Source organism: Deinococcus phoenicis (genome assembly GCF_000599865.1).
In the GTDB taxonomy this organism is placed as follows: domain Bacteria; phylum Deinococcota; class Deinococci; order Deinococcales; family Deinococcaceae; genus Deinococcus; species Deinococcus phoenicis.
Genome location: NZ_JHAC01000021.1, coordinates 45,110 through 69,673 on the forward strand (window position 1 = coordinate 45,110; position 24,564 = coordinate 69,673).

General features: G+C 67.7%; 28 protein-coding genes, 1 tRNA gene and 1 pseudogene. 10 read left to right on the plus strand and 20 right to left on the minus strand.

Features of this window, described 5'->3' with window-relative positions; translation table 11 throughout:
• The first annotated feature begins 14 nt into the window (after window positions 1-14).
• From DEIPH_RS06845 to DEIPH_RS06860, 4 genes are read left to right on the plus strand one after another with little or no spacing between them, the layout of a single operon-like run.
• The gene (locus tag DEIPH_RS06845; RefSeq protein ID WP_034355878.1) at window positions 15-1,040 is read left to right on the plus strand and encodes a threonine aldolase family protein; all 1,026 of its coding nucleotides are present in this window, start codon (window positions 15-17) and stop codon (window positions 1,038-1,040) included.
• Window positions 1,041-1,091: 51 nt separating this feature from the next.
• Window positions 1,092-2,045 (plus strand): type II CAAX endopeptidase family protein, encoded by a 954-nt coding sequence (locus DEIPH_RS06850; RefSeq protein WP_034355881.1) that lies wholly within the window; start codon window positions 1,092-1,094, stop codon window positions 2,043-2,045.
• Window positions 2,046-2,050: 5 nt separating this feature from the next.
• Entirely contained in the window at window positions 2,051-2,428 is a 378-nt protein-coding gene (locus DEIPH_RS06855; protein WP_034355884.1) for a YkvA family protein, read from the plus strand.
• 22 nt (window positions 2,429-2,450) lie between these two features.
• On the plus strand, window positions 2,451-3,143 hold the full coding sequence (locus DEIPH_RS06860) for a YIP1 family protein (RefSeq protein ID WP_034355887.1): 693 nt from the start codon (window positions 2,451-2,453) through the stop codon (window positions 3,141-3,143).
• 17 nt (window positions 3,144-3,160) lie between these two features.
• Here DEIPH_RS06860 and DEIPH_RS06865 read toward each other — a convergent pair whose 3' ends face one another.
• A complete protein-coding gene (locus tag DEIPH_RS06865) occupies window positions 3,161-3,661 on the minus strand; it encodes a DUF456 domain-containing protein (protein ID WP_034355890.1) in 501 nt (166 codons plus the stop codon).
• A 94-nt stretch (window positions 3,662-3,755) separates the two neighbouring features.
• On the opposite strand from DEIPH_RS06865, the gene DEIPH_RS06870 reads away from it, so the two are divergent.
• Both DEIPH_RS06870 and DEIPH_RS06875 read left to right on the plus strand, forming a co-directional pair.
• On the plus strand, window positions 3,756-4,346 hold the full coding sequence (locus DEIPH_RS06870) for a peroxidase-related enzyme (protein ID WP_034355893.1): 591 nt from the start codon (window positions 3,756-3,758) through the stop codon (window positions 4,344-4,346).
• An 89-nt stretch (window positions 4,347-4,435) separates the two neighbouring features.
• Window positions 4,436-4,615, plus strand: coding sequence for a hypothetical protein (locus DEIPH_RS06875; protein WP_034355896.1), 180 nt, complete (start codon window positions 4,436-4,438; stop codon window positions 4,613-4,615).
• Window positions 4,616-4,679: 64 nt separating this feature from the next.
• Here DEIPH_RS06875 and DEIPH_RS06880 read toward each other — a convergent pair whose 3' ends face one another.
• The 4 genes from DEIPH_RS06880 to DEIPH_RS06895 all read right to left on the minus strand — a co-directional run bounded on the left by DEIPH_RS06880 (window position 4,680) and on the right by DEIPH_RS06895 (window position 7,489).
• Window positions 4,680-5,516, minus strand: a complete 837-nt coding sequence (locus DEIPH_RS06880; protein WP_034355899.1) for a 3-hydroxyacyl-CoA dehydrogenase family protein — start codon at window positions 5,514-5,516, stop codon at window positions 4,680-4,682.
• Between the two features lie 119 nt (window positions 5,517-5,635).
• Window positions 5,636-5,959, minus strand: a complete 324-nt coding sequence (locus tag DEIPH_RS06885) for a YciI family protein (RefSeq protein ID WP_034355903.1) — start codon at window positions 5,957-5,959, stop codon at window positions 5,636-5,638.
• A 19-nt stretch (window positions 5,960-5,978) separates the two neighbouring features.
• Entirely contained in the window at window positions 5,979-7,160 is a 1,182-nt protein-coding gene (locus tag DEIPH_RS06890; RefSeq protein ID WP_034355906.1) for a thiolase family protein, read from the minus strand.
• A 23-nt stretch (window positions 7,161-7,183) separates the two neighbouring features.
• A complete protein-coding gene (locus DEIPH_RS06895) occupies window positions 7,184-7,489 on the minus strand; it encodes a nucleoside triphosphate pyrophosphohydrolase (RefSeq protein ID WP_034355909.1) in 306 nt (101 codons plus the stop codon).
• A gap of 49 nt (window positions 7,490-7,538) precedes the next feature.
• Here DEIPH_RS06895 and ffh point away from each other — a divergent pair, with 49 nt between their 5' ends.
• Together ffh and DEIPH_RS06905 are read left to right on the plus strand one after the other, a co-directional pair.
• Window positions 7,539-8,891 (plus strand): signal recognition particle protein, encoded by a 1,353-nt coding sequence (gene ffh / locus DEIPH_RS06900; protein ID WP_034355912.1) that lies wholly within the window; start codon window positions 7,539-7,541, stop codon window positions 8,889-8,891.
• Between the two features lie 82 nt (window positions 8,892-8,973).
• Window positions 8,974-9,049 (plus strand) — tRNA-Lys (locus tag DEIPH_RS06905).
• 94 nt (window positions 9,050-9,143) lie between these two features.
• Here the strand turns inward: DEIPH_RS06905 and DEIPH_RS06910 are convergent.
• Both DEIPH_RS06910 and DEIPH_RS06915 read right to left on the minus strand, forming a co-directional pair.
• Window positions 9,144-10,352, minus strand: a complete 1,209-nt coding sequence (locus tag DEIPH_RS06910; RefSeq protein WP_034355914.1) for a tyrosine-type recombinase/integrase — start codon at window positions 10,350-10,352, stop codon at window positions 9,144-9,146.
• A 3-nt stretch (window positions 10,353-10,355) separates the two neighbouring features.
• The gene (locus DEIPH_RS06915) at window positions 10,356-10,619 is read right to left on the minus strand and encodes a helix-turn-helix domain-containing protein (protein ID WP_152544845.1); all 264 of its coding nucleotides are present in this window, start codon (window positions 10,617-10,619) and stop codon (window positions 10,356-10,358) included.
• A gap of 128 nt (window positions 10,620-10,747) precedes the next feature.
• Here DEIPH_RS06915 and DEIPH_RS06920 point away from each other — a divergent pair, with 128 nt between their 5' ends.
• Window positions 10,748-11,491, plus strand: a complete 744-nt coding sequence (locus DEIPH_RS06920) for a C1 domain-containing protein (protein ID WP_034355921.1) — start codon at window positions 10,748-10,750, stop codon at window positions 11,489-11,491.
• Window positions 11,492-11,538: 47 nt separating this feature from the next.
• On the opposite strand, the gene DEIPH_RS18725 is transcribed toward DEIPH_RS06920, so the two are convergent.
• Entirely contained in the window at window positions 11,539-12,006 is a 468-nt protein-coding gene (locus DEIPH_RS18725) for a hypothetical protein (RefSeq protein ID WP_152544846.1), read from the minus strand.
• Between the two features lie 95 nt (window positions 12,007-12,101).
• On the opposite strand from DEIPH_RS18725, the gene DEIPH_RS06930 reads away from it, so the two are divergent.
• Window positions 12,102-12,449 carry a hypothetical protein gene (locus DEIPH_RS06930; protein WP_152544847.1) on the plus strand — a complete coding sequence of 116 codons (348 nt, stop codon included), beginning with the start codon at window positions 12,102-12,104 and terminating at the stop codon, window positions 12,447-12,449.
• A gap of 93 nt (window positions 12,450-12,542) precedes the next feature.
• On the opposite strand, the gene DEIPH_RS06935 is transcribed toward DEIPH_RS06930, so the two are convergent.
• From DEIPH_RS06935 to DEIPH_RS06990, 12 genes and pseudogenes are all read right to left on the minus strand, one after another.
• A complete protein-coding gene (locus tag DEIPH_RS06935) occupies window positions 12,543-13,466 on the minus strand; it encodes a hypothetical protein (RefSeq protein ID WP_034355926.1) in 924 nt (307 codons plus the stop codon).
• Window positions 13,463-13,996, minus strand: coding sequence for an excisionase family DNA-binding protein (locus tag DEIPH_RS06940; RefSeq protein ID WP_161636045.1), 534 nt, complete (start codon window positions 13,994-13,996; stop codon window positions 13,463-13,465). The genes DEIPH_RS06935 and DEIPH_RS06940 overlap by 4 nt, the downstream gene beginning before the upstream one ends.
• A complete protein-coding gene (locus DEIPH_RS06945) occupies window positions 13,993-14,265 on the minus strand; it encodes a hypothetical protein (RefSeq protein ID WP_034355931.1) in 273 nt (90 codons plus the stop codon). Before DEIPH_RS06945 ends, DEIPH_RS06940 begins: the two co-directional genes overlap by 4 nt.
• 134 nt (window positions 14,266-14,399) lie before the next feature.
• The gene (locus tag DEIPH_RS06950) at window positions 14,400-14,780 is read right to left on the minus strand and encodes a TubC N-terminal docking domain-related protein (protein WP_034355934.1); all 381 of its coding nucleotides are present in this window, start codon (window positions 14,778-14,780) and stop codon (window positions 14,400-14,402) included.
• Entirely contained in the window at window positions 14,774-15,949 is a 1,176-nt protein-coding gene (locus tag DEIPH_RS06955) for an AAA family ATPase (RefSeq protein ID WP_081790832.1), read from the minus strand. Before DEIPH_RS06955 ends, DEIPH_RS06950 begins: the two co-directional genes overlap by 7 nt.
• A 3-nt stretch (window positions 15,950-15,952) precedes the next feature.
• Window positions 15,953-16,399: a hypothetical protein gene (locus DEIPH_RS20610; protein WP_051517213.1), complete on the minus strand. Its 447-nt coding sequence runs from the start codon at window positions 16,397-16,399 to the stop codon at window positions 15,953-15,955.
• 812 nt (window positions 16,400-17,211) lie between these two features.
• Window positions 17,212-17,421 carry a helix-turn-helix domain-containing protein gene (locus DEIPH_RS06965; protein ID WP_051517215.1) on the minus strand — a complete coding sequence of 70 codons (210 nt, stop codon included), beginning with the start codon at window positions 17,419-17,421 and terminating at the stop codon, window positions 17,212-17,214.
• A 1,353-nt stretch (window positions 17,422-18,774) separates the two neighbouring features.
• Window positions 18,775-20,037 carry an MFS transporter gene (locus DEIPH_RS06970; protein ID WP_051517216.1) on the minus strand — a complete coding sequence of 421 codons (1,263 nt, stop codon included), beginning with the start codon at window positions 20,035-20,037 and terminating at the stop codon, window positions 18,775-18,777.
• Between the two features lie 457 nt (window positions 20,038-20,494).
• Complete coding sequence (locus DEIPH_RS06975) at window positions 20,495-21,544, minus strand: GGDEF domain-containing protein (protein ID WP_034355937.1); 1,050 nt, start codon at window positions 21,542-21,544, stop codon at window positions 20,495-20,497.
• A 475-nt stretch (window positions 21,545-22,019) separates the two neighbouring features.
• Window positions 22,020-22,922 carry a hypothetical protein gene (locus DEIPH_RS06980; RefSeq protein WP_034355940.1) on the minus strand — a complete coding sequence of 301 codons (903 nt, stop codon included), beginning with the start codon at window positions 22,920-22,922 and terminating at the stop codon, window positions 22,020-22,022.
• A gap of 90 nt (window positions 22,923-23,012) precedes the next feature.
• Window positions 23,013-24,095, minus strand: a complete 1,083-nt coding sequence (locus DEIPH_RS06985; protein WP_051517217.1) for an LLM class flavin-dependent oxidoreductase — start codon at window positions 24,093-24,095, stop codon at window positions 23,013-23,015.
• 207 nt (window positions 24,096-24,302) lie between these two features.
• Window positions 24,303-24,564, minus strand: a pseudogene (locus DEIPH_RS06990) (metallophosphoesterase); the annotation flags it as partial.

Here is a 24,564-nt window from a genome sequence, read left to right on the forward strand (position 1 = left end):
GTACCATTCCCCCCATGACCCCGTCCACCCTGTCCCGCGTCCTCGCCGACCTCCGTTCCGATACCGTCACCACCCCCACGCCGGAAATGCGGGAAGCGATGGCACAGGCTGCCGTCGGCGACGACGTGTATGGCGAGGACCCCACCGTCAACCAGCTTCAGGCCGAGGTCGCGCGCCTGACCGGTCACGAGGCCGGGCTGTTCATGCCCAGCGGCACCATGACCAACCAGGTGGCGATCGCGCTGCACACCCGCCGGGGCGAGGAGGTGGTCTGCGCCGAGGGTTCTCACATCTACGAGTGGGAACTGGGCATGATGGCGACCTTTTCCGGCGTGGTGCCGCGCTTCGTGCCCGCGCCGCTGGGTGTGCCCGACCCGGAGGGGGTGCGCCTGGCGGTGCGTCACTCCGTCCACCAGTCCCCCACGGGCATGATCAGCCTGGAAGACACCCACAACAAGGCGGGCGGCACCGTGATTCCGCTGGAGGTGCTGGCGGCCGTCCGCACGGTCGCGGACATGGAGGGCCTGCCGCTGCACCTCGACGGGGCGCGGGTGTTCAATGCGGCGGCGGCCCAGAACGTGCCCGTTTCGGACATTACCCGGCACTTCGACACGGTCAGCGTGTGCCTCAGCAAGGGGCTGGGCGCGCCGGTCGGGAGCGTGCTGGTCGGCAGCGCCGCCGCCATGAAGCAGGCGCACCGTTACCGCAAGATGATGGGCGGCGGGATGCGGCAGGCCGGGGTGCTGGCCGCCGCCGCATTGGTCGCGTTGCGGGACGGCCCTGATCGCCTGAGAGAAGACCACCGCCGCACCCGCCAGCTCGCGGAGGCGCTGGTGGAAGCAGGCTTCGATGTGAATCTGGCTGCCGTGCAGACCAACATCATCTACGCCACCCTGCCGGACGCGGCGGCCCAGGTCGCCCGCTGGGCCGAGCAGGGGGTGCTGGCGAGTGCCCTCGGCCCGGATTCGGTGCGCTTCGTGCTGCACCATCAGGTCAGCGATGAGGCGCTGGCGGAGGCCATCCGGGTGCTGACCGCCTGAATAAACTTTAGGACGATGCCCCGTTCCTCCGCCCCGCGCTAGGCTGACCCCATGACGGCCCCGGACGTGACGCCCGCCCACCCGCCCTCCGCGTCTCTTCCCGGCATTCGTGCCGTGAACGGCAACCGCGCCGCGCTGACGCTGCTGCTCGCTCAGAACGTGGTGTCGGCGCTGCTGCTGGCCGCCCACGTGCCGCTGGGCACGGCGCTGCTGGGGGCTTTCGTGGCAACGGTGCTGATCGGCCTGCTGGCCTTCCGGCCCACCCTGACGGCGCTGGTCCGGGACACCCGCTGGCGCACGCCGCCCTCCTGGGGGCTGGCGCTGGCGGCCTTTGTGCTGGCGTTTCTGGCCTCGCGGGCTTTTGCGCTGGCCTACGTGACGCTCTTTCCGCAGGGTGCGGACGCCATTCCGCAGTTCCTGAGCCACGGCCCGGACCTCTGGGTGCTGGTGCTGGCGGCGGGCGTGCTGGTCCCCTTCGCGGAAGAGGTGGCCTTCCGGGGCCTGATGCTGCGCGGGCATGAGCGGGCGGCGGGCTTCCTGGTCGCGGCACTGACGACCACCTTCGCCTTCGGGATCGCGCACGGCGTTCCGGCGAGCGTGGCAGGCATCCTGCCCCTGGCCTACGCGCTGGCGCGGCTGACGCAGCACACCGGCAGCCTGTGGAACGCCGTGATCGTCCACGCGCTGAACAACACCCTCGCGGTGGGGCTGGGCGCGTTCGTGGCGGGCCGCAATCTGGGGGACACGGCGCAGGCCACCGCCATGCTGCAAAACCCGGCGCTGGCCCTCCCGGTCGCTCTCGGGTCGCTGCTGTTCGGGACCGCCGTGCTGGCCGTGCTGCACCTGTGGCTCACGCCGAAGCCGGACCCGCAGGTGCGCAGTGCCCCCGGCCCCTGGCTGAGTGCGGCGTACATCGGCGTCGTGCTGTTCGGGCTGGCGTCGGCGGCCTTCACCTTCCCGGCCGTGCAACAGGCCCTCAGCGGTCTGCGCGGCGCGCTGCGCTGAGGCCGATGCTCAAGCGGCTGCGCGCGTTCGCCCGGCACCTGGGGGGAGAGCTGCTGGCCCTGAGCCTCGCCGCCCGCGACCCGCGCACGCCCTGGCCTGCCCGCGTGCTGGCGCTGCTGGTCCTCGCCTACGCCCTGAGTCCCATCGACCTGATTCCCGACTTCATCCCGGTGCTGGGGCAACTCGACGATCTGTTGCTGGTGCCCGCCGGGCTGTGGCTGGCCCTGCGCCTGATTCCGCCGCAGGTGCTGGCCGACGCCCGCGCGCAGGCCGCCGCCCAGCCGACCCGCCTGGCCCGCAGCGCGTGGGGGCTGGCGTTGATGCTGGTCCTGTACGCACTGGCGGCGTACCTGCTGTGGTCCTGGTGGGCGCACCGTTCCTGAGGGGCCGCTAGAGTGGCCGGATATGGCCCGCCGTCCCCGCCCTGCCCCCACGCCGCCCCCTCCCCCGGAAGCGCCGCCCGCCGCCGAACTGCTGACCGCACCCCGCGCCTTTTTCGAGCGGCTCCGCGCCGCCGGGCCGAAAGCGTGGCGGTACGTGGCTCCGGTCCTGCTGGCCGCCGTGCTGGCGGGCGTGCTGTATGCGCTGCTGCTGCGGCCCGTCGTGGCGGCGACGGCTGGAGGTGGGAACCTGGCCCCGGCCTTCACGGCCCACGTGACCAACGCTTTCGGCACCTTCTTCCTGACGGTGTTCAGCGCCGGACTGATGGCGGGCCTGGGCCATCTGGGCGCTGGCCGCGAGGGCCGCGCGGCGGAGGTCTACGGCGCGACCTTCGTGCTGCTGCCGCCTCTGTACCTGGGGCTGGCGGTGCTGCTGCTGGTGCTGCCGCAGCCCCACTGGCCGTCCTTTTTCCTGGAGTCGGATGTGCTGCACCGCCAGCAGACGACGTTGCGGGCACTTGCCCACTGGCCCCTGACCCGCGTCACCGTGCTGGTGATGCTGCTGGGCACGCTCGCCCAGTTCGCCTTCGCCTACCGGGGCTTTCTGACGCTGACCGGCGACCGCCGCCGCGCGCTTCTCGGGACGTTGCTGCCCTTGGTGCCCGCGCTGGGGCTGACCGGGTTGGGTCTGGCCCCGCTGCTGGCCGCGCTGTTCTGACCGGAGAGGGGGCCCGCTTACCCGAACACGCTCCGGGCAGGGTCCCACAGCCGCCACAGCTCGTAGACGCCGATCAGCAGGTGAAGCGCCAGCTTGGCGGCGAGGCCGGTCAGCAGGCCGACCAGGGTGCCCCAGGCGGCGCGCACCGCTGCGCCCAGGGGCTTGCGGACCACGACCAGTTCCGCGATCAAGGCTCCCGCCAGCGGCCCCACGATCAGCCCGAACGGAATCAGAAGACCGACCAGCCCGCCGATCAGCGCGCCCCACACGGCCTGCTGGCTGCCGCCGTACCGCCGCGCACCCCACGCCGAGGCCACGTTGTCCACCAGGCTGATCAGCACCGTGATCACCGCGAAGGTCAGCAGAAAGGGCAGGTCCGGCCAGAGCTGAAACCCGTCCAGCAGGGTCGCCGCGACCGTTCCGGCAAAGATGATCACGGTAGCGGGCAGGGCGGGCACGAAGGTCGCCACCATGCCGATGATCCACGCGAGCAGAAAGACGAGAAAAGCCAGGCTCATACGCCTGCCAGATACGGCCTGAGGGAGGTGGGGGTTCCGGGCCTGCCTCCCAGGCGACCTAACGGGCGTTAGGTTCCGTGCGGTAAGCTACCGCATGACCGAGACGAGCGACCCGGTGACCCTGAACCGCATCTCCTACCTGCCCGTTCCCGATGCGGCGCAGGTGCGTGAAGGCGTCAGCAAGCTGTGGGGCAAGGCCGAGAAGAACATCGGGTTCGTGCCCAACGTGTTCCGCGCCCAGGCGGTGAACGGTGAGCAGTTCCTCGCGTGGTGGAACTACTTCAACCTGTTGCTGAACAAGGAAGGCTACCTGACGAACGCCGAGCGCGAACTCGTGGCCGTCGTGGTTAGCGGGGTGAACCGCTGCCTGTACTGCGCGGTCTCGCACGGCGCGGCCCTGCGCGAGTTCCTGGGCGACCCCCAGAAGGCCGACGCCCTGGCCGTGAACTGGCGGCACGCCCACCTCACCGAGCGCGAGCGCACTCTGGCCGAGTACGCCGAGAAACTCACCCTGCACCCCGCCGAGGTCACCGCCGCCGATCTGGACCCCCTGCGCGCGGTGGGGCTGGACGACCACCAGATCATGGAACTGGTCCAGGTGATCGCCATGTTCAACATGACCAACCGTGTCAGCAGCGCGCTGGGGTTTGTGCCGAACGCGGAGTACCACACCCAGGGGCGCTAAGGGCGGGGCACTTCAGCGCGTCTTAAGCTGATGGCCTGTGGCCTCTGGCAACGGCTAGGCTGGGGCAAAGCCGATCAAGGAGGCCCAGCATGACAGACCGCAAAGGCGAGGGCGAAGGCGGCCAGCTTTCCGAAAGCGCCCACTCGCGCACCCGGAACGACAACGAGCCGACGCCGACGATTCAGCCGACCGATAACGCCCCCCAGCAGGACGAGAACGCGGGCAAGCACGGCCGGCCCACCGACGACTCCGACCCCGGCCATAGCTGAAGGGAGGACCATAGGAAGAGGAGCCGAGGCAAAAGCCCTGGCTCCTCTTCCTATGGTCTGACGTCTAGTAGCTGTAAAATCCGCGTCCGCTCTTGCGCCCGAGTAGCCCGGCCTGCACCATCTTCCGCAGCAGGGGAGAGGGGCGGTATTTGTCGTCGCCCAGGCCCGCGTGCAGCACTTCCATGATGGCGAGGCAGGTGTCCAGGCCGATAAAGTCCGCCAGCGTCAGCGGTCCCATCGGGTGATTCATGCCCAGCTTCATGATCTGGTCGATGGCCTCCGGTTCGGCCACGCCCTCCATCACGCACTGGATGGCCTCGTTCAGCATCGGCATCAGGATGCGGTTGGAGACGAAGCCGGGGAAGTCGTTGCATTCCACCGGCGTCTTGCCCATCGCGCGGGCCGCCTCCGTCACCTTCTGCGCCGTCTCGTCGCTGGTGGAGTAGCCGCGAATCACCTCGACGAGTTGCATCAGCGGCACCGGGTTCATGAAGTGCATGCCGATAAAGCGCTCGGGCCGCCCGCTCGCCGTGGCGAGGCTGGTGATCGGAATGGAGCTGGTGTTGCTCGCCAGAATCCCCTCCGGCTTCACGATCTCGCCCAGTTGGCGGAACAGCTGCGCCTTGATCGCCTCGTTTTCCACGATGGCTTCCACCACGATGTCGCAGTCCGCGAAGTCCGCCAACTCCGTCGTGAACTGGATGCGGCCCAGCACCTCGGCGGGCGTTTCCGTCAACCTGCCCTTCTCGTGCAGCTTGCCGAGGCTCTTTTCGATGGTGGCCCGCCCGCGCGAAAGAAACTCGTCTTTCACGTCCTGCACGATGACATCAAACCCGCTTTGCGCCGCAACCTGCGCGATACCGCCGCCCATCTGTCCTGCTCCGATGACTCCGAATTTCATGGTTGTCGCTCCTTACGTCGCTCCGTCTAACAGTCGAAAGGTCTAAGAGCCTAAGGGCATAGGTCTTCCAATTCTCTTAGACCCTTAGATTCTTAGACCCTGATACAGGCGCCCGCGCCTCACTCCACCAGGGCCACACCTTCAAGCGTCAGCGCCGGCCCCCGCTTGACCGGTGTGAAGGGCGTATATGTGTACTCCGAGCAGCCCTCCAGCACGAAGGGGTCGTCCTTGAAGACCTCTTCCAACTGCTCCTGACTCCCGGCATTCGCCAGCAGCACGCCGCCCTGCCCGCTGAGCATCCGGCCCGACACGAGGAAGAGGCCGGAGCGGTAGTGCTGATCGAGCCACGCGCGGTGGCGGGGCGTAACCTCCGCCAGTTCTTCAGTGGGCTTCAGGTAACGGCTGGTGATGACCCACAGGGTCGGCGCGTTCGTCTGCGTCATGCGGTTCAGCCTAGCGCGTTCAACTCAGCCGCTTCACGCTGAGGGCGAGGCCGTTGCCGCCGCCCATGCACAGGGTCGCCACGCCTGTTTCCTTGTCCTGCTGTCGCAGCGCGTACAGCAGCGTGACCAGGATGCGCGCGCCCGAAGCGCCGATGGGGTGCCCCAGGGCGACCGCGCCGCCGTTCACGTTCACCCGCGAAGGGTCCAGCCCCAACTCGCGCTGCACGGCGAGGCTCTGCACACTGAACGCCTCGTTCAGTTCCCAGAGGTCCACGTCGTTCACGCCCAGACCGATTTTTTCCAGCAGCTTCCGCGTGGCCGGCACGGGCGTCATCATCACCCACTCGGGGGCGAGGCCGCCCGTGGCGTAACTGGTGATCTCGGCCATCGGCGTCAGGCCGTGCGCCAGGGCCGCTTCCTCCGACATGACCAGCAGGGCGGAGGCCCCGTCATTCAGGCCGGGCGCGTTGCCCGCCGTCACCGTGCCGTCCGTCTTGAAGGCGGGTTTCAGCCGCGCCAGCGTCTCCGGGCTGGTGTCGGCACGCGGCCCCTCGTCGGTGTCCACGACCGTTTCACCCTTGCGGCCCTTGATGGTCACGGGCACGATTTCTTCCTGAAAGCGCCCGCCCTGCTGCGCCGCGATCGCCTTCTGGTGGCTGCCGGTCGCGTAGGCGTCCTGTGCTTCCCGCCCGATGCCGTACTTCTCGGCCACGCGCTCGCCGGTCAGGCCCATGCCCTCGTCGTTGATGGAGCACCACAGGCCGTCGTGCGTATTCGCGTCCAGCACCTGCGCGTTGCCCAGCCGGTAGCCCTTGCGTGCGCCGGGGAGGAGGTAGGGCGCGTTGCTCATGCTCTCCATGCCCCCCGCGAGCACGGCGGTCTGGTCACCCGCGCGGATGGACTGCGCCGCCAGAATCACGGCCTTGAGGCCCGAGCCGCAGACCTTGTTGATCGTCAGCGCGCCGACTTCGGGCAGCAGACCCGCTTTCAGGGCCGCCTGGCGCGCCGGGTTCTGCCCGCTTCCAGCCTGCACGACCTGCCCCATGATGACGTCCTCGACGAGTTCGGCGGGAATCCCGGCGCGGCGCAGCGTCTCGCGCAGGGCGGTGGCGCCCAGTTCGACGGCGGTGACGTCCTGCAAGGCCCCCAGGAACTTTCCGGTCGGCGTACGCGACGCCGAGACGATCACGGCTTTGTTCATGGCGGCAGTCTAGCGCGGGAAGGCTAACGGTCGTTAGGCTCCGTGCCCAGGCAGTCCAGCCACACCCGTTTCAGGAAGCCCCCGCGTTCGGCGGCCTTGCGTGCTCGCAGCATTTCCAGGTCCGCCGGGGTCAGGCCGTGAAGCGCGGCCAGCCCATGCAGCACTTCCAGCACGTCCGCGAGTTCTTCCGGCGGCCGGTCGGTGAGGTACTCCTGCGTCTCCTCCAGCAGCTTGTCCCGCAGCGCCCGCGCGTACTCGGCTTCGTCCAGCATGTGATAGACGTTCTCGGGAAACAGGTCGGGAATGCGGTCACGGACGAGCTTGGGCATGGGGGCACGCTACACCAAGCCTTTTGCGCGTGCGTGGTAGCCTCCGGGCATGTTTGAGGCGCTCGGGAACAAGTTGCAGGACATCCTCGACCGCGTGGGGCGGGAGAGCAAACTCACCGACGCGCAGGTCAAGACCGCCATGCGCGAGATCCGGATGGCCCTGCTCGAAGCGGACGTGAATTTCAATGTCGCCAAGGACTTCGTGGCGAAGGTCAGCGAAAAGGCCGTCGGGCAGGAGGTCACCGGATCGCTCAATGCCGGTCAGACCGTCGTGAAGCTCGTCCACGACGAACTGATCGAGACGCTGGGCGGCGAGAGCAAGCAGCCCACCCTCAAGACCGACGGGAATGTCTGGTTCATGGTGGGCCTCCAGGGCGCGGGCAAGACGACCAGCACCGGCAAGCTGGCCGCCTTTTACAAGAGCAAGGGCCGCCGCGTGCTGCTGGTGGCCGCTGACACCCAGCGCCCCGCCGCGCGTGATCAGCTGGAGGTGCTGGCAAAACAGGTGGGCGTGCCGGTCCTGAAGGTCGCCGACGGCGAAGCACCCCAGGAAACCAGGCGCCGCCTCGACGAGTACCTGAGGACCGATTACCGCGACCTGGTGATCGTGGACACGGCGGGCCGCCTCCAGATCGACGAGGCGCTGATGGACCAGCTCGCGGACCTTCAGACTGAACTCGCGCCCAGTGAGACGCTGCTGGTCGTGGACGCAATGACCGGCCAGGAGGCGCTGAACGTGGCCCGCGTGTTCGACGAGCGCGTGAAGCTCTCCGGCCTGATCATCACCAAGATGGACGGCGACGCGCGCGGCGGCGCGGCCCTGTCGGCGCGCAGCGTGACCGGACACCCGATCTACTTCGCAGGCACCAGCGAGAAGCTGACGGGCCTCGAACCCTTCTACCCCGACCGCGTGGCGGGCCGCATCCTCGGGATGGGCGACGTGCTGGGGCTGATCGAGCGCGCCCAGCAGGCCGACCTCAAGGCGATGGAGGTCAAGAAGCCCGGCGACTTCGACCTCGAAGACCTGCTGACCCAGCTGCGCCAGATTCGCAAGATGGGGCCGCTGGGCGACCTGCTCAAGCTGATTCCCGGCATGAGCCGCGCCCTGCCCGAAGGCTTCAACGTGGACGAGAAGCAGATTCAGCGCATCGACGCCATGATCTCCTCCATGACGGCCAAGGAACGCCGCAACCCGAAGATCATCGACGGGCAGCGCCGCAAGCGCATCGCGGCGGGCAGCGGCCACACCGTACAGGACATCAACCGCCTGCTGAAGATGCACGAGCAGATGAAGGACATGATGAAGATGCTCCAGCGCATGAGCGGCCCCGGCAGCAAGGGAATGGGCAAGGGTATGAAGCCCCCCAAGATGCCGCCCATGCCGCCCAATCTCAAACGCTGACGCGTTGTGCAGCGTTGACACCTTCCAGCACGCTCCCTATACTCAGGCCCGCTGATCGACGCCCCACATGGCGCAGCGCAGCGGGTCGTTAGCTCAATCGGTAGAGCAGCTGACTTTTAATCAGCGGGTTCCGGGTTCAAGTCCCGGGCGACCCACCAGAGAAGCCCCGTCTAAGACGGGGTTTCTTCTTTTCCGCAGGTCCGCTGCAATGCCACAACAGGCGGAAGTGCCACAACCGCGCCACAACTGACCCTAATTTGCTCCCCCGGCAACCGGGAAGAAGTCGCTCAGGTCAAAGGCCGCTTCTTCCCGCTGCTCGTCATAGAGATGGGTGTAGGTCCGCAGAGTGAAGCCCACGTCGGCATGTCCCAGGCGTTCGCTCACTGTTTTGGGGGGAATGCCCCGGCGAATCATCAGTGAGGCGGCGGTGTGGCGCAGGTCGTGGAAACGGATGACCGGCACGGCGCTCCTGTCCACAATCTCCCGGAACCAGCGGTAGAAGTTGCGTGGGTCGGTGGGCGTCCCGATTTCAGAGGGAAACACGAAGCCCTGCTCCTGCCAGGCCTCCCCGGCCCTGGCCCGTTCCACCGCCTGCCGTTCGTGGTGTTCCCGCAGCTTAGCCACCGTCCCGGGGGAAAGCACGATGCTGCGCCGGGACCCCGCTGTCTTGGGAGCCTGGAGGGCCGTCCCGACCTTCATGATGGTGGCCCTGCCCCGGATGATCCGGCCCGTGGCCTCAGTGCGGACCTCGACGAGGTTGCTCCTCACGGTGAGCTGCCCCCGCTCCAGGTCCACGTCCGACCATCGCAGCCCCAGAATCTCCCCGCGCCGCATCCCCGTCATTAGGGCCAGGTAAAAGGCCGCGTGGAGGCGGTGGGCTTCTGACGCTGCCAGGAAGGTTGCCACCTGCTCCGGGGTCCACACCTTCAGTTCCCCCCGCTCCGCTCTGGGCGGTTTCACGGCCTCGGCTACGTTCCGAGGCACCATCTGCCAGCGCACCGCCTGCCGCAGGGCCATCTTCAGGACCCGCAGGGCATAGCTGAGCGCGTGGGGAGACTTGCCATCCTTCCGCAGCGCGTTCAGGGTGCGCTCGACATCGAGGGGGCGCAGCTTCTCCAGCTTCACCCGGCCCAGGTGGGGCTTGAGGTTCAGCCGGGCTGTATCCCGGTAGGAGCGCAGCGTATTGGGCTTGACGCCGTCACGTTCCTTGGCCTCGATCCAGCGGTCCAGAAAGGCGGCCACGGTCAGCCCCTCGGCGTCGGCCAGCATCCCGGTGTGCAGTTCGGCGTGAAGGACACGCATCTTCTCGCGTACCTCGTCCTGGGTCTTGCCGCTGACCCAGCGCCGCTCCGGATTCCCGTCTGCGGTCATTCCCACCGTGACGCTGCCCTTCCAGCCGATGACCTTGCCATCCTTCTTCCGCTTGCTGATCGTGCCCTCGCCGTTCGCGCGCTTCGCCATGCGCTACCCCTCCCGCGTCTCGCCCGGCGTGAACCTCAGCACGTCCTCCAGGCCCAGGTCTTTTCCCGTAAGGCGGCGCAGCCCGTGAATCACCCGGTCCAGCAGGGCGAGGTCGGGGCGCTGGGTTTCCGCGTCGTACATAGCGCGGATGGTGTTCATGGCGATGCCGGTGTCCTTTTGAAGCGCGTACCGCGTCACGCCGTGCCCATCCATCGTCTCTTTGAGCTTCCAGGCCACCATGCCGCCCATGTTAGAGGTTGCTGTCATAGATAAGATAATATCATTACCTTGCAATGGTTTCAATACCCTGCTACTATAGGGGCACCAAAGAAGGGCAGGCAATCCGACCAAGAACCCCTGCCCTGCTTTGAGTCCATTCCGTAGGAGAAAGACAGATGAAGCCTACCACCCATCTTCCCACCCCCGACTTCCTGATCGTCCGTGTCACCCGGCAGGACGAGGAGCTGCTGTTTCATACCCACGGGGGCACCGTCCACGAGTTCCCTGCCGGGTCTGTCAGCCGGTGTGGTACGACTGCCCGGCCTGGAGTGTCGGTCCGTGACCCGGAAGCCCGGGAGGTGTATTCGGCACCCCTCACCCGGGATGCCCTGGCTCAGCTTGCCGTCTGCCTACACGGGGACGGAATGTATGCCTGGCTCGACACCCAGGCCTTCGGGCCATCGGTCCCAGTCACGGCCTGGGTCTATAAGGGGCAGGTCGTTTCCTACGTCACCGGGGCCGGGGAGACGGCCCTGACAGCCAGCCCGGCCCAAATCCGAGAGGGGCAGGTGGCCTACGTGAACGGGCTTTACACGGCCCTCCGGCTGGCCTGCCGGTTTGCCCACCTTGGAGCCGAGCCGGTCAGCTTTACCCCGGCCCCGGTCCCCTTTCAGAACGAAACTCTCTGTGATTCCTGTGGGCTGCCCACCACCGGGGATGAGGGGGAGCAGTGTCCCACCTGTCAGGCTCATGAACAGGCCTGGAATGCCGCCCTGGACGACCTCCGGGGCCGTCTCAGCCCGGTGCTGGACCATTGGGCTGCCCACTGGGCCGGGCAGGGGCTGCAACCCGTAGACCTCTCCTCAGCCGTGGAGATGGGGTTGGGCATCCTGAAGGGCCAACGGCTGGCCGGGTTCTGAGCCGGACGGGAATGAGAAGGGAGGCCACACAGCCTCCCTTTTTTTGGTTATTCCGGCTCGTCTTCTAAAACTGCCAGAAAGGCCTCGATGCCCCGTTCAGTGTTGACCTTTGGAGCCTCCCCCAGCCCCGAGGTTTTCCTGTCCCGGCCCTGCTGGTGCCCCTCCAGGGCCACTTGGACGACCTGCCACGGGACGACCCGCCTAAACGCTGCGCTCTTTGTCGCTGGCCTGCCCTGTGCGGCCAGAATGGCATCCCGCCCTGCCCGGACCAGGGCCGGGTCTACCCCTCCAGCCTCGGCCAGCCACAGCAACCCGGGAGAGCATTGAAACCTGCCGTAGACGAACCGAGCATCCCGGTTGCCGTCCTCTCTGCCGTAAGCCCCCGGCCCGGCATACTCGGCCAGCCAGCCCATCCAGTGTTCCTGCTGGGTTTTATACCAGGCCCCTCCGTCCCCCGATTCCTGGGCTTCCAGGGCGTCGGTGAGGGGGGTGTGGGCAGGCAGCCGTTCAATCACAGCCCTCAACTCCATCGGGTTCATGCCCCACCGTACCTCGTTTCGTTTCAGGCTGAAACGGGGATGGAGGGGGGCGGAATTGGGTACGGTGGGGCATGAACAGAACGAGGTGGAGGGCTGTTGCGGTGCTGTTCGGGGCGATGCTGGTCGGGCAGGCCGGGGCCGTGACGTGGGAGTACGCGGTGGCAAGTGTGGCACGGTACGACCTGCGCCTGATGTTCCAGCTTGACCTGCCGGGCAAGACCCTGGAGGGCAGCGACTGGCGCGACCTGATGAAGAAGGCGGGGTGCAAGAAGCCGGACACGACCTACTTCTCCATGCTGAACTGCATGGGCACCCTGGGCTGGGAACTGACCACCGTGGACACCGAGCCGCTGGGCACCTTTATCTCGGGAAGTGCATCCACCAACTACTTCTTCCGCCGCATTAAGCCCGGTTCCTGACCCGCCCCGCGCCCCCTGACCCGGCCCCTCCCGCCCAGGAGGGGCCGCTGCTCTGGACGTGGGGAATGCCTTATGGCTCGGAGTCCAGCCGCTCTAGGGCAGGAGTTGAAGCGCCGAATAGCTGACCGGGACACCCAGTTCCCGGAGCCGAGAGCCGAATGTTTGCCGCACGCCCGCCGGACGAAAGAAGACTTCTTCGATGTCGGAGACTTCCAGAATGCCGGGGACAAAGGCGGCGAATCTATGGTCGTCGCCGTATGGCTCGAACAACCTGTAATCGTTGTGCCAGAGATGCACCCGGCCTTCCTCTATTTCACAGAGCGGGCAACCTTTACGAAGCTCTTGCCCGTCCCAGAGCCTGTAGGCTTCCCAGCCCCAGGAAAGTTCGTGGGGGTTGATTATTGGAGACGGGAGGCGAGGATTGCTGCCGAGTACGATAGGCCTCTGCAATTCTTGAAGATGTTCGTGCAAGGTTCTCTCATACCAGAGATAGTTCGGCGCATTGCCCCAGGCCTCCAGGACAGCAAACATTTCTCTTGCCTGTACCCCTGAGATATGTCCAAACTTGGAGGGGTGAAGATTAGTAATGGTTCCGCCCTCGGTGAAGCTGGATATTTCCTTCAAGGCAGGACGTAACTTCACCAGGACAGGGGACGTAGGGAGATGGCCGGGGTATTCGGCTGGGTGTGCATCGGTCAAAAAGGCGTAGTTCAGTCGGACGCGGGGGTCGTGGATCAGAAACTCGACTACCGCATTTTGTGGGTACTTTTCCGGGTCGTTGAAGAAGTTCGGCAGCTTTCCGGTATCGAGTAAGCCCTCCAATCGTTCGGGGGAAACCTCCAGCCACAAATCGCACCGCGCCAGGATTGCCTTCAGGTGCAGCCGCACCGCCTGGATAAAGTCGGGGACCGTCAGGCCGTGCAGCTCGGCATGTTCCCGGATGATGCCGCGCTGCTGCTGAAGCTCAGTGACGTACTTCAGCAAAAAGGGATGGGCGTTGATTTCCGGCTCGTTCATAGCTCCCCCGTCGCGCTCTCCACCTGACCAGCATCCCCGGAAACGGCCTGACCCCGTTCCCCGTCCAGACCATCCCGCTGGGCCGCACCTGGCCCGTTCTTCGGCCTGGAACGCAGGCCCGAAACAGCCGGGGGGAGCGGGGATGCGTTCCCGCGCTCCGGGGTAGACCTTTTCAGGAACGCCTGCACCGCCTCCCGCCACACCAAGACTCGGTTTCCGACTCGGACGCTTTCGATGTCGCCCTCCCGAATCAGCTTGTCCACCTGTGTCCGAGTCAGGCCCAGGACGGTCACCAGGTCGCCGGGCCTGTAGACCAGCCAGTCATGGTCGCCAGGAGCGATAACACGGCTGTACGCCGCGCCGACCGTCCCGACCGTTTGGGCGGCGTGCAGGCGAATCCCGGGATCGGGATGCTCGAGGAGGTCCACCGCAGCCTCCACGCCGCGCCACAAGTGGCGGGCGAGGTCCCGTGTCTCGGGCAGTTTGCGCCGGTCACGCTGCCGGGGCTTGTTCGTGCCGCGAGGGGTCACGTCACCGCCAGCAGCGCGAAGGCCGCCGACCGGCCAGCTTCGGTGAGGTTCCCAGCCCCGGTCAGCCAGCCGCCCCGCACCGCCTCCTCCTGGGCGAGCCGTTCCTGTTCCGGCGGAAGATAGGTAGCCCTGAGCGCCCGTCCGGCCCTGATGTAGGCGTAGTCGTGTGCCGGGAGGGAACCTGCCAGGGCTTGCAGCAGGACAGCGTTCAGGGCAGGGAGCGGACGGGCGCGGGCACGCTCGTCTCGGTCAAGTTGAAAGAAGTCCATCAGGCTTGCCTCCGCAGGGTCTGGGTCATGTTCATGCCCAAAAATGGCAATTTCGGGCGCAAATTACCCACGCCGTGCCCGGAACTGCCATTTTCAGTGGAGGGCGAGAGGCCCTAACCCGGAAGCGGACCCCTCTACGCCCCCCAGACCCGCCGCGCCGCCCAGAGGCCCGCAAGTTGCCGTTCCGGCTCGAAGCCACAGGCGTACAGGGACGCGCAGGCCAGCACGTACTCGCCCAGGTTGGGCACGATGCCATCGGGGAGGAAGCCAGATCGGTTCAGGTGGTTGCTCGCAGCCGCCCTCACCAGCCGCACCAGGGCTTCGGGCAGGAGAGCGAGCGACCCACCCGTTCCTGCCTGAAGCTCCCGCAGCAGGGCGTCTTTCTGTGCCCCGATCTGTGCGGCCAGTTCCGGCGTTACTGCACCCTGGGGGCCGCGAGCGACCAGCCGCCCGTCCTGTACGGCCAGCCGCACGCCGCGCCCTTCCAGTTCCCGGAGCAGGTCACGCGCTACCACGTCCCCAGCACCTCCGCGTCCTCACCGTCTGCTTTTGTGGCAGTTGCGGATTTGTGGCAGTCCGACCCTGCCACAAATAAAACATCGTCCTGCACAGCTTCCAGGCTATTTGTGGCAGTGTGGCAGTGGGTATCAGAAGCCGCCTTGAGCCGGTACGCTTTCGGCGCTCCCCGCTTGGCTTCCTTCACTTCTTCCAGGCAGTCCCACATCCGGCCCAGCGCCTGCCGCACCGCCTCCCGCGCCGCCCGTTCCCGCAGGTTCCCGCGCTCGATGGCGAGCGCCACGAGTTCCGCATGCGGCACCGCCGCGCCCCCGCTGGCCTGAAGGTGCGCCATGACCGCCGTCACCGCGCGCCCCGTGCGGGTGTCCTGGGCATCCTCGTCCGGCAGGTCGCACGGTTCCAGCCGCACGGCCACCGCGCGCCCCTCGTCATCTTCCGTCCGGGTGACTTCCACCCCGAGGGCGTACCCGGAGCGGGCAAAGCTGGCCTTCCGCACCTCCCAGCGCAGCACATCCCGCCCGCCCACGGTGTCCGGGTCCACGCGGGTCAGCAGGTGGACCGCGCGGGCCTGGGCACTTTTCCCCGTGCTGCCCATGATGCCCCGGTCGCCTTCCTTCTCCCCGGCTCCCCGTTTGGGCAGGTGGTCCGTCACGATCACCGCCGCGCCGGTCTGCGCTGCGAAGTCCCGCAGGGCCAGCATGGGCCGCATGGCCTGGTCCAGCTTGTTCCCGTCAATGCCGGGGAAGGTGGACATGAAGCTGTCCACGATGACACACCGTGTCCCCATCTCCCGCGCCATGTTCAGCAACTCGCCCAGCTCGTCCGGCGTCAGGCCCGCGCCGGTACTTTCCAGCACCTGCACGCCGCCCAGGTCGCCATCCGGGAAGGTGGCCCGGTGTTGCTCCAGCCAGTAGCGCACCGGACGAGACTGCCCGTCTGCCGCGTCGGTGTTGAGGTAGATCACCGGCCCGGAGGGAACAGGCCGCCTCAGGAACTCCCCGCGCCCGTCCGGGCGGGTCATCTGCCATGCCAGCCCGGTGAGGAGCGTGGTCTTGCCCACGCCTTCCCGCGCGCCCAGGAAGGTCACGTACCCGAACGGCACGAGGTCCGGCACGAGGAAGTCAATCCGCTGGAGGGGCAGGGTCAGGTCAATCACCTTGATCGGCACGGCTCACCACCCGCCCTTCTGGTATCCACTGCCAGACTGCCACAAATCACCTTGAGCCGCGCCCAGCGCGGAAAAACTTTGTGGCAGGGGAGGATTGCCACAAATCACGGGCTGCCACAAATCCGCCCCGGCCAGCAGGTCCAGCAGCCACGCGCCCAGCGCCGTCACACCTTCCGTCCCGGCCAGGTCGCAGAAGTCGCCGGTGGGTAGCGGGGTCAGCACCCGCACTTCCCGCGCCCCGGCGGCGCGGACCAGCTTGCCCACCCGTTCCAGGCAGTTCACGCCCGCCTCGTCCGGGTCGGCATACAGGTACACCGGCCGACCGGCCAGCCCGTCGAGGAAGGGTGTCCCGCCCGCCCCGGCCAGCCCCTGCACGTCCAGCCGCACGCCCACCGCTTCCAGACCCCGCGCCGCTGCCGCACCATTCAGTTCCCCTTCCACGAGCAGCACGCCTTCCCCCTGCCCGTAGCAGGGGGAACACCAGGCCGGGGCACCGTGCCGCCCCAGGCGGTACAGGTAGCGGTTCAGGCCCGCCGCCCGCCGTGCCCAGATTCCGCACCTTCATGCCCCAGGCTTGCCCGTCCGGGCCGCGCACCGGGAAGGCCAGCGACCCGGCCCGCGCGAGCAGTCGCCTATCCGGGGTGCTGAAGTCGCGCCGCAGCTTCCCGGCTTGCAGCCCTTCCCAGTCCAGCAGGCCCCGCGCCGCCAGGTCGCGGGCCGCGCCGTCCCCAGGGTGCAGGGGGGCAAGCAGGGCCAGCGCCCGCTGCCCTTCCGCCTCGTCGAGGGGGGAGCAGCCGGACAGCACCGCCCGCGCATCCCGGAGGGGGTCAGGGGCCGTTCTGACGGGCCGGACGGCATGCTGCGGCACCCAACTTTCCAGGGGGACACCGGCAAGGCGGGCCAGCTCCTCCTTCGCCTGAACGTCCAAGTACCCGAAGGCCAGCAGGAGATCAAAAGCCGTACCGCTGGCCTCGTCCCCACCGTGCCGCTTCCAGCGCCAGATACCGTTTTTTCGGTACACGCTGAAGGAAGGGTGACGCTCCTCGTAGCCGGGCCGGGGGTCACACGTCACGCCGCCCCGCTCCCGGTGCAGGCCGCGCACCGCGTCCGGTCCCGCGAGGGTAGAAATCAGGTCGGGCAGGTTCACCCGTTCCAGCAGGTCGCGCACCCGCAGCCTGTTTCGCGTTGAAACGAAGGAGGGAGACGGTGCTACGCTATTGGCGCGCGTTCCCACGCCGCCGTCTTGCTCACGGCGGCGCATTTTAGTTCCCCCTCCCAGCCAGGAAGTCCAGCACCGCATCGCGCGGGATGAGATACCGCCGACCCGACCTGATGGAGCGCAGCGTCCCACTCCTCAGCAGCGCGTTCAGGGTGTTCTTTCCCATACGCAGAATGGGCAGCAGTTCCTCCGGCGTGTACACCAGACGATCCAGCCCCGTTTCCGCCGTTGCCAACGTCGTTTTCTCCCTCATGTGCTCAGGATGTCTCCTCCGTTCCCAAGAAACCCACGGTGAGCACCTGCTTACCCCTTGACAACCCCCATGCCGATGTGCCTTCCCCTATTCCCGCCCCCTGAAGTGCCACAACGGTGCCACAACTGGCGCGGGAAAGAGGGGGTGGAGAAGGGCTGAACTGGGAGGCGCAGCAAGAAAAAGCCCGTCCTAGAGAGAAGAAATAATCTGAACCGGGAAAGGGAGGGAGATGCTTAGAGCAACTTTTAATCAGCGGGTTCCGGGTTCAAGTCCCGGGCGACCCACCAAGAAAAACCCCGTCCTAGACGAGGGTTTTGTTTTTTGTTCTGGCTGGTTGACTGTTTCCTGCGTTCCCGTCATGTTCCAGGCCGTTCTGGCTGGCCCACGATCACGGCTTTTCTGACGGCGACAAGCGCACAGCCCTTGAAGGTATGTCGCTGATGCTCAAGCGGAATGGGCTACACTCGGACCCCACCGAACGGGGAGCCGCTACGGCCATGGTCCTGGCTGCTATGGGGTGGCTTGAAGTGACCGAGCTGAGTTTGGCCCTCATGATGTGGTGCGGCATTGACCCGGTAGAGGGGAAGCCTGACTGTCTTCCCTCCGCCGTCAACCGCTGGCAGACATTCCCAGCGCGTGAATGCCACCCCACCTACCACACAGGTACGTTAATAGGTGAAGGTAGGCGCGGCCCGCGTCCCCGCCTACTCAGCTTCGAGGAAAAGCCCAGCACGGCAAAGAGGGAAGCCGCAGGCCATATGCCCACGCTTCCCCCGGCAAAGGTTTTCACTCGATCAGGCCCACCGCTTCCCAGGACCCGTAGACTGGCAACGTCCCACCCCAGGCTTCGCACAGCACGGCCCATTCCTTCGCCGTCAGCACTTCGCCCGTGTACCGGCCCAGCGTGGGCGGCCTGTTCTGGAAGACCTCGCGTACATCTTCTCAGGGCGGGCAGCGCACGCCACACGTCAGGCCGTCGAAGATCACGTAAGACGGCAGCCCGGCGCGTTTCCTGGCCCCTGGAATCCCGCGTTTCTGCTTCATGCTTCCCCCTTCACCGCAGCCACGCCCCCAGGAAGTAGCGCGGCCCCAAAGGTCAGCGCCCACCGCACCTGCCTTCTCTTGCGCTGCCAAGAACGCCCGTGATTTGCCGGGTTGTCAATCAGGGGCCGCCGGACTTCCACCATCACCAGCCGCGCTCGGTTGCTGTTGCCATGCGACAGGTCTTCCGCAGACGCAGCGATCAGGCCCGCGCAGGTACGGTGCCCGCATGCGCCGGTCTGCCGTCGGCGTCCTGCGCCGCCTGCTGCGCCCTGAATGATGCTCGAAGCCGTACCTTCCAGCCGCGCCACGTCACCCTTGGCGATCCTCCGCGATGTCGGTGAGGTCCATGGCCCGCAGCTCCGGGGCAAGGGTGGCCGTCATGCCCACCACCAGCAGGGTGACGATCCCGCCCGCCCACACGCTGCGCGCGGTGCCCAGCCAGCTCGCGGCCAGGCCACTCTCGAAGGCCCCCAGTTCGTTGCTGGCCCCGATGAACATGCTGCTGACCGCGCTCACCCGCCCGCGCATATGGTCCGGGGCCTTGAGCCGGAGCGTGGCCTTGCGAATCACCATGCTGATGCCGTCGAACAGGCCCGCCGCCACCAGCGCCGCCACACTGAGATAGAAATTGCGCGACAGCCCGAACACCAGCATGCAGACCCCGAAGCCCGCGACCGCCAGCAGCAGCGTGCGGCCCGCACCCTGTCCCGGTGGGCGGCGAGTGGCGTACAGCATCACCGCCAGTGCCCCGATGCTCGGAGCGGCGACCAGGATGCCCAGACCCTGTGGCCCCACCCGCAGGATGTCCGAGGCAAAGACCGGCAGCAGGGCCACCGCCCCACCGAACAGCACGCTGAACAGGTCCAGCGCCATGCTGCCCACCAGCACCTGCCGCTGCACGACAAAAGCCAGCCCCTCCTTCACGCTCTGCCACACCGGCTCGCCGGGGGTAAACGCGGGGCGCGGCTTGGCCTTGACGTAGGCGAGGCAGGCCAGGGCCAGCGCGTACAGCACGGCGGCAAAGAGGTACGAGCCGCGCGCCCCCACCGCCGCATACAGCACGCCGCCCAGGGTTGGACCTAAGATGGCCGCCGCCTGCCACGCGCTCGACTGCCAGGCGGAGGCGCGCAGCAGCAGTTCCCGTGGCACGACCTGCGCCTCGAAGGCTGGTAGGGCGGGTTCGGAAAAGCCCCGCGCAGTGCCCAGCAAGAAGATCAGGGCCAGAATCGGGACATACCCCAGCGTGGCGGCGTGCGGCGCATACAGGAAGAACAGCCCCGAGCAGGCCACTTCCAGCCCCGTGGTGATCAGCAGAATGCGGCGGCGGTCGTTCCGGTCGGCCACCACCCCGCCCAGCAGCGCGAGGCTCAGGGCCGGAATCGCCTCGACCAGGCCCAGGAGGCCCAGGGTAAGCGGATTGCGGGTGAGCTGATAAAGCTGATAGGCCACGGTCAGCGCGACGGCCCGGCCCGCCAGGGTGCTGCAAACCGTCGCCAGCAGCATGGCCCGGAATTCGGGAAGGCGCAGCACCGCACGGTTGGCCGCAGGGGTGGCCAGGGCCGTGTCAGCCATGAACGTGGACTTCCGGAGGTGGAGACAGGATGAACATGCGCGGAGTGTAGGGCCTCAGCGGGTGGCGGTGGGGGCCTTTTTCCGTCTGAAGTGCCCCCAGGCGGTGACCTGGGGCAGCTCTTTCCAGGCGCCCCGGTTTCAGAACTCCACCAGAATCTGCGCTGTGGGCGGTACATCCTCGGGCGTGTCCGGGGCCAGTTCCAGCTCGTAACGGCGAGTGTGGCATGCCTTCCCCGGCCTCCGGGCGAACATTGTGTCTCGCACCCTGAACCACAGGGTCGACGGGCAGAGGCGAGGTGGTCACCAGACCCGCAATGGGCCGCAGAGCTGCTGCCCGGAACGGACGGGGCGTCGTCACCGCTGGAAGAGAACCGACCAGACAGGGCGGTCCCGCAGAAGGCGTGCAGGACCTTGCTTCGGGTCCCGCATCACGGCAAACCCGCCGGAGAAGCCCTCTTCAGGTGGCGGCAACGACCTGATTGCGCCCGGCATGCTTGGCCTGGTACAGCAGGGTGTCGGCACGGCGGACCGTTTCTGCCGGTTCGTTGCCACAGGGCGTCAGGCCCACGGAGATGGTGATGCTCTGGCCGGGCCTTCCCACACGGGCGGCCAGTTGTTCCTGCACGCTGGACCGCAGGCGTTCGGCCACCATCCGGGCACCCGCCGGAGAGGTCTGGCGCAGGAGCACGCCGAACTCCTCACCTCCTACGCGGTAGACCCGGTCGGTGCCCCGGACGCCCTCCTGAAGCAGGCGCGCGAGTTCCCGGAGGACCTGATCTCCGAAGGGGTGACCATAGGTATCGTTGAGTTGCTTGAAGCGGTCGAGGTCCAGCAGCAGCAGGAAGGCGCCGTCCTCCAGGCCCAATGTCGGCAGGTCCGCGTCGAAGCGGCGCCGGTTGTGAAGCGTGGTGAGGGCGTCGAGGTAGGCGATGTCCTGAAGCGTGGCCGTGTGCCCGACGGCGCTGAAGCGCAGGCTGATCACGCTGAAGGCGATCAGCGCCGCCAGACCCTGGAGAACCACCAGCAGCAGGAAGGTGCTCCGGAACAGCTGGACGCCGGAACCCGGCACCGCCAGCAGACTGAGATTCGCGCACGCGAAGACCGCGAAGGGGACCCAGAGGTCGTGCCAGGTCAACCGGTTGCGGGCGAAGCGGGGGTGCAGCGCACTGGCCAGCAGGGCCACCAGGGCCACGGCCATGATCCCCGCTGGCGCGCCCACGCCGCCCACCCACAGCCGGTAGACCATGATCGGCAAGGCCACCAGCAGCGCGGGCAGGGGGCCGCCGAACAGGCCGGCCAGGAGCACCGGGACGTTCCGGAAGTCCACCCGCACCCCCTCGCCGACGAGCACGCCGTACAGCACGAGGACGATGCCTGCCGCCACGCTGATCAGGTAGCGCAGCAGCCGCCGGACCAGATGATGCCGCTCATCGCCTGTAAAGGTCAGACTTCCGGCGCTGGTGAAGGTCACCAGGATGCAGAAGTTGACGAAGAAGGCCGAAAGCATGCGTTCGGGCAGAGTACGAAGCCCGGACTGACACAGGTCTTACCACTCTGGCGGCTCAGGCCGGGGTATGGCCTCATCCGGGCAGGCCCGCCGGAGCGTGTTCGTCTGCCCTCCCCGGAGGGAGAAGACCCGCAGTGACACGGTTTTCCGTTGCTCAGTCCTGTACCCAGTCCCCCGGGGGCAAGCCGCAGCCGTAGGGGGAGCTTATTCGGGCCTGGCGGCCGCTTCATGTGTCAGACCCGCAGCCAGCAGGAGGTTAGAAAGCGGAAAAAAAGCAGGGAGCCGCGTGGCTCCCCTGTGGATCGGCATTCCGGGTTCTTGCCCGGTCTGCTGCTCGCGCGCCCGTCTTTGATCTCCGAGGTGGACGCCTCCCTCATGTGCTGTGGACTGCACGGCCTTCTCAGGCCAGAAAAAAGAGTCTAACAGGTCGCCCCGCAAAAAGCAACCCCCGGCTCTGGTACTCGGCTCCTGGTGTTCAGCGTCCCTCGCGGGCGTCGGCCAGCAATTCGCCCGCCAGGGCGAGTGCGGCGGGGCCGAGGGGGCTGAGCGTGACGCCGAGCAGGGTGGCGAGTTTGTCGCGCCGGGGACTGCTGAGGTAGGTCCAGCGTTCCAGGTCTTTGCGGTGGGTGCGGGCCGTCTCGTCGCGCAGGTAGCGCACGGCGCCGTCGTAGTACCCGGCCTGGATGGCGGCGCGGGCGCGTTTTTCCTGCTCCAGCAGGCCCAGGCCGCGGGTGGCGAGCAGCACCCGGCGGGCCTCCGCCTCGCCGCCGAAGCCGTAGAGGTTGTCGAGATGGTAGACGGCCTTGGGGAAGCGCAGGCCAGCGGCGGCGCGCCAGGCGTGCGGGAGGCGAATCTCGAACTCGGGCCAGCCGTGGACATGGGTCAGCAGGGCCGGATACAGCAGGTCCACCGCCACGTTCCGCGCTTCCGCCAGGGCCAGGAGCTGCTCCTGCACGCCCGAGCCGGGGCCGGTGGAGGTGCGCCGCGCCGCGTCCAGCCGTCCGGCGGCCTGGTTCAGCAGGTCCTCGCGGTGCGCGGCCAGCCGCTCGGCATTCAGGGTCCAGAGGGTCCGCTGAATCCGGCCATAGTTCCCGGTCGGGTCGTAGGCCACGCGGCTGGTGGCGAGCAGCGCGATGGGGGCTTCCTCACGCGCCGTGTCCCAGTCGCGCCAGGCTTCCAGCTTCTCGAAGGGGTAACGCTGCACCGTGACGCCCGCCCGCGTCTCGGTCTGCGGCGAGAGCAGCCCGCGCTCGAAGGCCACCAGGGTAGGCTGACTGCCCGCCCAGGCCTCGTCCGTGCCGTAGCTGCCTGCCTGGGCGACGGCGCGCACCTTGCGGTCCGCCACCAGTCGGTCCTGTACTTTGTCCGGGTCCTGCAAACGTGCCTCCAGCTTCAGGATAGCGGCAAGGGGAGAGGGAAATACCGGAGGCGGGCGCGCGGCACGTGCGAAGGTCTTCCTTTAGAGCCGCTAGACCGTCTGGAAGGTGAGCGGCGTCCCACTCAGGCCCAGCCCACTCAAGCCCAGCGCCTCCGCGACCAGCGCATAGGAGCGCCGCCGCGCCGCCGGGTCGTGCAGCAGCGTCGTGAGCATCAGTTCGTCCGCGCCCGTCTGCTCCGCGAGGGCCAGCAGGCGTGCCCGCACCACGGACGGGTCACCGATGAACACGCGCTCACGGGACGCGGCCACCTGTGCCTGCTCGTGCGGCGTGTAGGGGTAGGCGTGGGCCTCGGCCACACTCGGGAAGGGCGCGACCTCGCCCCGGCCCAGCCGCAGAAACATCAGGCCGAGGGACGCCGCGAGGTCCTCCGCCTCCTCGGGGGTGGGGGCACAGATCACGCTGGCCGCGACGATGGCCCGCGCTTCGGGAAAGGCGGCGGAGGGCCGGAAGGCCGCGCGGTAGGTCCGGATGGCCGACGCCGCGTCCGTCACGCTGGGGTTGATGTGCTGCGCGAAGGCCAGCCCCGCGCCCAGCACCGCCGCGGCCCGCGCCCCATAGCCGCTGCTGCTCAGCAGCCACAGCGGCGGAAAGAGCGTGGGGGTTCCCGCCGTATCTGCCGGAGCCGCCGTGACGCCCGCGAAGGGGTGTCCCTCGGGAAAGGCGCCGGTGCCAAAAGCGATCAGCTCCGCGAGTTGCCTCTCGAAGGGGTCTTCCAGCAGGCCCGCTGCGCCGCGCAGGGCACGGGCGGTGCGGCCATCGGTGCCCGGGGCGCGGCCCAGCCCCAGGTCCACCCGCCCCGGCGCGAGGGCCGACAGCAGCCGGTACGCCTCCGCCACCGCCAGCGGCGCGTGGTTCGGCAGCATCACGCCGCCTGCCCCCAGCCGCAGCCGGGAGGTGACCTGCGACAGCGCCGCCAGCACCACGGCGGGCACGCTGGCCGCCAGCGCGCGCATGTTGTGGTGTTCGGCGACCCAGTAGCGCGTGTAGCCCAGCCGCTCGGCCTCCTGCGCCAGCGTCAGCGTCTCCCGCAGGGCGGCGGGCGCATCCGACCCGCTGGGAACGGGCACGAGGTCCAGCACGGACAGGGGCAGGGAAGAGGAGGAACTGACCATGCCCGCAGTGTGCGGCGCGGGTCGGGGGCCAAAGCGGCAGCCGGTCACGATGGGGCAGGCCGCCGGCCCCGGTTGCCTGAGACGAACGCCGATGGAAGCGTTGACGGAGTGAGTCAATCCGAGTAGACGCGAGCAGGAGAACAGACGGGTTCCGGGAGCTGGCTTGCCTTCCGGCGCTGTCCCGGAAGGAATCGGACGGAATCCGTCTTATTCCGCTTGTTCGGGGGAGGACGGCCCCACGGGATCCCGCTTCCCCGTGTCGAGCAGCAGCCGGGGCCGGAACTTCAGCCCGTCCGCCGCGACGAGGTGGGCGGGAATGCTGTTCACGTGCCGCAGGGCGCGCTCGGGGTTCACGCCGTGCAGGTGCCCATACACGATCATGTCGGGGTGGGCCGACTCGATCACCGGGGTCAGCACGTTGGGCGGGTAGGGGGGACTGGCGGGCGGGTAGTGCAGCATCAGGATCAGG